At 66.8% G+C, this 6,070-nt stretch carries 4 protein-coding genes; 2 read left to right on the top strand and 2 right to left on the bottom strand.

What is annotated here, in order from left to right:
* Positions 1–649 precede the first annotated feature (649 nt).
* Complete coding sequence (locus tag FKV25_RS09455) at positions 650–2,014, bottom strand: OmpP1/FadL family transporter (RefSeq protein ID WP_170218601.1); 1,365 nt, start codon at positions 2,012–2,014, stop codon at positions 650–652.
* Between the two features lie 278 nt (positions 2,015–2,292).
* Here FKV25_RS09455 and FKV25_RS09450 point away from each other — a divergent pair, with 278 nt between their 5' ends.
* The gene (locus tag FKV25_RS09450) at positions 2,293–2,964 is read left to right on the top strand and encodes a rhomboid family intramembrane serine protease (protein ID WP_141518552.1); all 672 of its coding nucleotides are present in this window, start codon (positions 2,293–2,295) and stop codon (positions 2,962–2,964) included.
* Between the two features lie 66 nt (positions 2,965–3,030).
* Positions 3,031–3,351, top strand: coding sequence for a DUF1820 family protein (locus FKV25_RS09445; protein ID WP_141518551.1), 321 nt, complete (start codon positions 3,031–3,033; stop codon positions 3,349–3,351).
* Positions 3,352–3,363: 12 nt separating this feature from the next.
* On the opposite strand, the gene FKV25_RS09440 is transcribed toward FKV25_RS09445, so the two are convergent.
* Positions 3,364–6,070, bottom strand: a 2,707-nt coding sequence (locus FKV25_RS09440) for a M1 family aminopeptidase (RefSeq protein ID WP_141518550.1), incomplete at its 5' end; no start/stop codon positions are given.

Below are 6,070 nucleotides of genomic sequence, written 5' to 3'. Positions count from 1 at the left end.
ATCTTGATCTTGATCTTGATCTTGATCTTGATCTTGATCTTGATCTTGATCTTCGCGACTTTGAGGCCGCCGAGCACCGCAGGCCATGGCGGCCGTAGAGGCGCCCTTGTCTGAGCGCAGCGAGTTTGGGCGCTGTGCCGCCATCGACGAGGCGCACAGGGGACCGGTGCGGCGAAGCCGGACGGGCGGACGATGGAGCCTGCGGTTTTGGTTCCTTTTGCCAAGACGAAAGGGACTCGCACGCGTAGCGGGCGAAAGCCCTTGATCTTGCCTTGGGTTCAAATCCCCCTAGTAGGAAGGATTACGCGAGGCACAATCAGCCGCGTAGCCCGGGTAAGCGAAGCGCACCCGGGGACCCGGTATGAGGGGGCGGCTTCGGCACACAAGCCAAGCGCCTCGCGCCAAGTCCCGTGCCGACGAGGTGCCGAGGCGATGGTCGAGGACAAGGTCGAAAGCAGAAGCTGGATCCCAGCGTTCGCTGGCATGACGCCGTGTGGGGGCTGCCGCACGGTGGTCGCCCCCGGCGCGTCGCCTCGGGTGTTCGCAGCTGCCTGGGCCGGCCGTGCACCCGGTTCCCCTCAGTTGGGAGAAGAACCAAAAAAAGCCCCGCGTGCGCGGGGCTTTTTTCTTGCAGCGCGTGCGCGTCGGATCAGAAGCGGTACTGGCCCGAGATCGCGAACAGGTTGGCGTCGCCGTCGAAATCACCGGCCAGGCGCTGGCCACCGGCCGCCGGCGGCGTGACGATGTCGATCTTCGGATCCTTCGGCTGGATGTAGGTGTAGCCGAAGCTCATCTCGAACGCGTCGCTGAGGGCCCAGGTCGCGCCGAGCGAATACCAGTTGCGGTCGGCGTCGGGCAGGCGCGGGGTGCGGGTCTCGATGCGGGTCGGAGTCTCGTCCTGCGCGTAACCGGCGCGCAGCGTCCACGCGTCGTTGAGCTTGTACTCGCCGCCGATCGACCAGAAGGTGGTGTTCTGCCAATCGAACTCTTCGGCCGAATCCGGATCCGGGTTGTCGAAGTCGATGCGGACCTCGCGCAGCGATTCCCAATTGGTGCGCGACACGGTGGCCGCCATCGAGAACGCCTCGGTGAACTGATAGTTCGCGTCCAGCGTGGTGATCGCCGGGGTGGTCAGGTTGGCAGTCACGCCGCCGTCGTTGAACAGCACGCGGGTCATCGGGTTGGAGTCGAACACCGCGCGCACGTTGGCAGGCACGGTCCAGTCGGCGTCGCCGTCGAGCTCGTAGTCGATCTCGGAGCGGTGCGACAGGCCCAGGGTCAGCTTGTCGGTCGGGCGCAGGTTGGCGCCGACCAGCCAGCCGAAGCCAGTGCCATCGCCCTGCACGTCCGCGAAACCGTCGGCCGCCTGCGGGCGGGCGAACGGCAGCGGGCGGGTGGCCGGGTTGCCGAACAACGCGGTGCCGAAGTCGACCGACTTGGAAAGGGTCACGTCGGCGTGCGAAAAGATCGCGCCCACGCCGACCGAGAAGCGGTCGGTGATGTCGAGTGCGCCGGCGAGGGTCAGGTCGACGATCTGCACGTCGGAGGTGGCGGCGTAGTAGCGGCCCACCCAGTCGCGGTCGTATTCGGTCTTCAGGCCGAACGGAGCGCTGACCATCGCGCCGATCGCGGCGCCGGTGTCGTCGAAGCGATGCACGACGGAGAAGGCCGGCACGGGCGTGACGTCGCCGGCCTGACCCCCGTTGCCGCCGGTGAGCGGCTGGCCCAGGACGTCGGTGCCGCTGACGCCATCGGCTTCGTAATTGAGGTCCACCACGGTAACGTCCACCTGCACGGTGGTGGTGCCCTGGAGCTGCGTCATCGAAGCCGGGTTGTTGGTCACCACCGAGGAATCATCGGTGCGCACGCCCGCGCCGGCGAAGGCATTGCCCAGGGCCTTGGCGCTGTTTTCCTTGAGCTGGAAGCCCGAAGCGTGGACCTGGCCCACGGCCAGCGCGCCGGTGATGCCCAGGGCGAGCGCCGACAGGCGGATGATGCGGTCTGCGTGTTGCATAGAATGTTGTCTCCATTGGAGTGTTATTTGGGTCTTCCCGGGTCGTTCGCCCGGTTCCGGCTGGCCGGTCCCTGCGTGCCGGAAACCCCTCCCGACATACGACGCCGTATGTACTATAACGCGGGTTAACCGGTTATTAACTACCCACGTCATGAATCCGGGGGGTGTCGGGTGCATTGGCCTGCAGGCATGCCTTATGGTCCACAGCGAGGTGTGGCGGCCAGTCCCAGTGGTCATGCTGCCCGCTTCGCGTCCCAGATTCCGAGCAACCGGTCCCGATGTTCATAGCCGTCCCTTCCCGTGGAAAACAGTCGCTTCGCTGGGCCACGCCCCTGCTGTTCGCGGTGCTATGGGTGTGTTTCGCGTGGACCACCTTCCAGCCGGCGGGCCGCCAGGCCGCGCTGATCCAGGACTGGGGCGCGCTTTCGGGCGGCCTGAGCCCGGCCTCGCTGCACGACTGGCAACGGCTGTTCACCGCGGTGTTCATGCATGCCGACTGGGCGCACCTGCTGGGCAACCTGGTGTTCCTGCTGATCTTCGGCCTGCCTGCCGAGAGGATCATGGGCCCGTGGCGGCTGCTGTCGGTGTTCCTGCTGGGCGGCGCGCTCGCCAACCTGGCCGCGGTGATCTCGATCAGCACCCCCGATCGCGTCATCATCGGCGCCAGCGGCGCGGTCTCGGCCCTGATCGGCGCCTACCTGGCACTGTTCCCCCAGGCCAAGCTCGGCGTGGTGCTGCCCCTGGGCCTGTACCTGCAGTTCCTGCGCGTGCCGGCCTCGCTGCTGATCGGCACGTGGGGCCTGTTGCAGATCCTGTTCACCTACATCGGCCCGGCCTTCGGCACCGTGGCCTGGTCGGCCCACCTGGCCGGCTTCGCCTTCGGCGGCGCCTTCGCGCTGGTGGCACGTGCCGGCATCGCGCGCCAGATGCGGCGCCGCAGCGGCTTCTGACCGCGGTATTGCAATCGCGCCGCCCAGGCACCACTACAGGGCTGTCGCCCGCCCAACGCCCGCCCGATGTCCAAGCCCCTCTACAAGGTCTCGTTCCTCAACGCCGGCAAGGTCTACGAGCTGTACGCGCGCTCGGTGACCTCCGGCGCGCTGTGGGGCTTCACCGAGATCCGCGAGCTGGTGTTCGACGTCAATGCCGGCGTCGTCGTCGACCCGACCGAAGAACGCCTGCGTGACGAGTTCGGCGACACCCGCGTGCTGCACCTGCCGATGCAGAGCATCGTGCGGATCGAGGAAGTCGAGAAAAGAGGCAGCGCGACCATCCGCGATGCCGGCAGCGGTGAAAAGGTCGTCACGCCCTTCCCCGTGCCCGGCAAGCCCCGTTGAGCCGCCCGTCGCTCAGAGGCTGATGCGCTTGCGGTTGTCCGAAGAGACGCGGTCGATCAGCTTGTTGTAGGGATCGAAGCCGGCCTCGACGGGAAGCGCGTCGACGACCACCGTCACGGCGGGGTCGCCGCGGGTCACGTGCAGCCGCTCCAGGTAGAGCACGGTCTCCTCCCCTTCCTCGCCTTCACCGAACACGCCGACCTCGATCCAGTCGTCCAGCGTTCCCGCCGTTTCCTTGCCGATGCCGTCGGCATAGCGCTTGGCCGCATGCAGCGACAGCGTGACCTCGTACTTGCCGTCCTCGCGCCTTCGTGCCTGCGCCGCTTCCACCCGGTTGTCGTAGAAGCTGATCTTCTCGAACAGGTCGGTGATCAGTGGCCCGGCGGCCGCAGGGGCCTCCGCGCGGATGTAGTCCACGAGCTCGGCCGACGTCGTGTACGGCGGCGACTGGTAGCCCTTGTCCTGCAGGAAGCGCTTGAGCGCCCGGTTCAACGCGGCCTCACCGATTTCCTCGCGCAGCCGGTAGAACACCAGGGCACCCTTCCGGTAATGGATGTAGGGCTGGTTCTCCACCCGGTACAGCGGCAGTTCCTCCAGGCGCTCGCCCCCCCGGTCGGAGAGGTAGCTGTCGAGTTCGTGCCTCAGGAAGCGCCGCATCTTCTCGCGCCCGTATTCGCGTTCCATCACCATCAGGGCCGAATACTGCGAAAGCGACTCCGACAGGACCGTCGCGCCCTGGACGTCGGCGCCGATCACCTGGTGCGCCCACCACTGGTGGGCGACCTCGTGGGCGGTGACATAGAACACGTAGTCGATTGCCTCTGGATCGCCGAGGTCGGCGATGAAGCCGATGCGCTCCGAATAGGGGATGGTGTTGGCAAAGCTCTGGGCGAAGGTTTCGTAGCCCGGGAACTCGAGGATCCGCAGCTGCCTGTGCTGGTAGGGCGTGAACGCTTCCTCGTAGTAGGCCAGCGACTTGCGCGCGGCCTCGATCATCCGCTGGACGTTGAAGGCATGGCCCGGGTGATGGTAGACCTCGATCGGAATGTCCTTGTAGCGACCCTTCGCCACCTCCCAGCGCCCCGACAGGAACGCGTAGTAGTTCAGCATCGGTCGATCCATCTCGTAGCTGAAGCACGCACGGCCGTCCCGCTCGAAACGCCGAGTCAGGTAGCCCGGCGCCAGCGCGGTCTGGTCCGGCGCGGTGCAGATGGTCGTCTTGAAGTCGATCCAGTCGGCGTCGTCGTCGACGTAGTTGTTGGCGCGGGCCGCCTCGTCCTCGAGTGGGTTCATCCTTCGCGCCTCGCCGAGTCCGCGCTTGCGGCGCTCGTTGCGGTCCATGATCTCGGCCCCGGCCTGGTAGCCGAAGGCCGGGAAGAGCCGGTTGTTGAAGAAGCTGCCGTTCTCGACCACCTCGTGCTGGGCGACGTCGTTGGTGATGCCGCGCGGGACGCGATCGACCACGAAGTCGACATCGCGGGTCTCGCCCGGCTGCATCGGCGTGTCGAGGCGGTAGATCCGGTAGCCCAGCGCCTGCTCGTGGCGCGCGAGGCTGGCGCCTCCCAGGTCGATCGATGCCAGGGTTTCGTCCTCGGCCATCGCGACATGGATCTCCTCGATCGGCGCGTCGTGCGGATTGACGATGCGATAGCGCCCGCGCACGTGCAGCGCCTGGGTTTCGGGCCGAAGGTCGATCTCCGTGCTGGCGGCAAGGATGCGCGGCTGGGGTAGCTTGCGGAAGCCACCCAGCGCGGTTTCGTAACGGGCCTGCAGGTCGAGCTGGCGGTCGGGCGCGATGAAGGTGTTGCGCACGTTGGTGTTCCAGAACAGGACGCCGCCCCAGGCCACGAACGCCACTGCCGCCAGCGCGGTGGCCCACGCCAGCCGCCCGCGCATGCGCTCGCGTGCCCGCGACAGCCGGCGGCCCCAGCTGGACTCGCTCCCGCGCACCCACATCGCCACCGACACCAGCAACAGGACCGCCATGAACAGCAGCCAATAGCCCTCGAAGGCGAGCTGCCCCCGCAGGAAGTGGCCGTAGCCGTTCATGTCCGAGTACGGCGCGATCGGCCAACTGCCGAAGGTGTACAGATGGTGGGTGTAGTCGAGCATGCCGAGCGTGGCCTGCACCACCAGGACCAGGATCAGCAGCGCGTAGCCGGCGAACTTGTTGTTGCTCAGGACCTGCAGGCACAGCGCCGCACCGCCCATCAGCACGTAGATCAGCGAGTCGACCGACAGGGTCTTGAGGTAGACCGCCGGTTCGATCGCGACCGTCCCCTTGAAGCCCTGGATCGCCATCGCGACCAGCGCGCCGGTGGCCTGGAAACTGGCCACCACCAGCACCAGCGTGCAGAACTTCGCGGACAGCGGCAGCCAGTCCGGCAGCGGCATGGCGTCGGTGACCTCATGGATGCGCACCGCGCGTTCCTTCCACACCAGTTCGCCGGCGTGGAACAGGACGATGATGATCAGCATCCAGCTGAAGCTCCCCTGCAGCGAGGCGAGCATCTGCGAGGACACCGGCAACAGCGGCGTGCCGTACATGTCGCCCTGGTTCAGCGCGGCACCGATGAAGTTGATCATCGCGAAGGCGAGCATCACCAGGAAGGGAACACTGCGGAACACGCCTTTCACGTCGAAGCGGAGCTGCTGCAGGAATTGCCGCGCGACATTGAGCGCGCCGCTGCGCGGCTCCATCCGGATCGCGGTCGGCAGC

The organism is Marilutibacter aestuarii, assembly GCF_006546775.1.
Classification (GTDB): domain Bacteria; phylum Pseudomonadota; class Gammaproteobacteria; order Xanthomonadales; family Xanthomonadaceae; genus Marilutibacter; species Marilutibacter aestuarii.
The sequence above is the reverse complement of the archived record's forward strand: the minus strand, read 5'-3'. Positions and strand labels throughout refer to the sequence as shown.